This window comes from Chryseobacterium sp. FH1, assembly GCF_000735135.1.
GTDB lineage: Bacteria > Bacteroidota > Bacteroidia > Flavobacteriales > Weeksellaceae > Epilithonimonas.
This window is the reverse complement of record NZ_JPLZ01000012.1, coordinates 1-1,640: the sequence shown is the minus strand read 5'-3', so window position 1 is coordinate 1,640 and position 1,640 is coordinate 1. Positions and strand designations below refer to the sequence as shown.

The 1,640-nt window shown below is 41.0% G+C and carries 1 protein-coding gene; it reads right to left on the bottom strand.

Annotation, left to right across the window (positions count from 1 at the left end; all coding sequences use genetic code 11):
* Positions 1-378 precede the first annotated feature (378 nt).
* A complete protein-coding gene (gene dinB / locus IO90_RS18215) occupies positions 379-1,464 on the bottom strand; it encodes a DNA polymerase IV (protein WP_034970845.1) in 1,086 nt (361 codons plus the stop codon).
* Positions 1,465-1,640: the final 176 nt, after the last annotated feature.

Below are 1,640 nucleotides of genomic sequence, written 5' to 3'. Positions count from 1 at the left end.
CTTGCGGAGCTATTACTTGAGAAAAGTGTCTGAAGGAAAGAATAAGATGTTGGTTTTGAACAATATACGCAACAAAATCATTCACCGTATTTTTGCAGTGGTGAACTCCGGCAGAAATTACGAGAAAAACTACCAAAATAATTTGGTTTGTCCATAGAAATCAAGCCGGGGCGCGCTTCGCAAGGTTCAAACGTTCCCGAATCAAAACAACTTTTGTCACTTCTTTAGGTTTCCTCTGGAACAACAATATTGTGTTTAAATCTGCCTAATGCGCCCAATCTGCGAGAAATACTTATTCCCCAATTAAGCGTCCTTTCGAATCTTAAAATATTTTCAAGTAATTCAAAAAAATCTTCGCGGACTTTGCGTTTGAAAATCTCAATCATCAAACTCAGCAAAAGGAATTTTCAACTGAGCAGAAACCTGCTTTTTCTCGTCTGTATTAAGATTGGACAAAGAAAGTCCAAGAAGTCGAATCGCCTTATCAAAAGGTCGCAGTTCCCAAAGTTGTTTCGCCGTGTTGTAGAACTTTTCCGCATTTTCAAAATAAAGTTCCTGCGTCTTGCTTCTCGTGTAAAGTGTGAAATCTTTGTATTTGATTTTCAAAGTCAATGTTTTCCCTTTGATTTCTTTTTTGCCGAGCCGTTCTTCCAGTTCCAGACTTAGGGATTTCAGTTTCTGATCCACTTCATCATCCTCATTGATGTCGTCCCAAAACGTTCTTTCCACCGCCACACTTTTCTGGATTCTATTCGGTTTCACATCTCCATTGTGGATTCCCCGGACAACATTATAATAATATCTTCCAGATTTCCCGAAAAGCTTTTCCAGTTCGTCCAGAGATTTCGCCTTTAAATCGGAACCTTTGAAGATGTGCAACGTGTGCATCCTGTTCGCAGTCACTTTTCCAACACCGTAGAATTTCTCAATTGGAAGGTTTTCCAGAAACTCATCTATTTTGGTTGGATGAATCGTTTTCTGTCCATTTGGTTTATTGATGTCAGAAGCCACTTTCGCGAGAAATTTATTGACAGAAATTCCAGCCGAGGCCGTCAATCCCGTTTCCTCAAAAATCCGTTTTCTGATTTCCCTTGCAATGTCATTCGCCGACTCGATGTCTTTTTTGTTTTCGGTAACATCGAGGTAAGCTTCGTCCAGAGAAAGCGGTTCTACCAAGTCTGTGTATTCGTGGAAGATACTTCTGATTTTGCTGGAGATTTCTTTGTATCGGGCAAATCTCGGTTTTACAAAAATGAGATGCGGACATCGTTCTCTCGCCGTCTTACTCGGCATCGCAGACCGAACTCCAAATTTCCGAGCTTCATAACTCGCGGCCGCAACAACACCACGATGTCCACCGCCAACCGCAATGGCTTTCCCACGCAGACTCGGGTCATCGAGCTGTTCTACGGAAGCATAGAAGGCGTCCATATCTACGTGGATTATTTTGCGTTGAGGTTGCATTCGTTAATTGATTGTAGAAAGTTTGTTATTATGACAAATCTCGCAGCCCGACTTGATTTCTATGGACAAACCAAATTATTTTGGTAGTTTTTCTCGTAATTTCTGCCGGAGTTCACCACTGCAAAAATACGGTGAATGATTTTGTTGCGTATATTGTTCAAAACCAACATCTTATT

Coding starts and splice junctions, on each gene's coding strand:
- dinB (WP_034970845.1), bottom strand. CDS start 1,464: ATGCAACCTCAACGCAAAATAATCCACGTAGATATGGACGCCTTCTAT.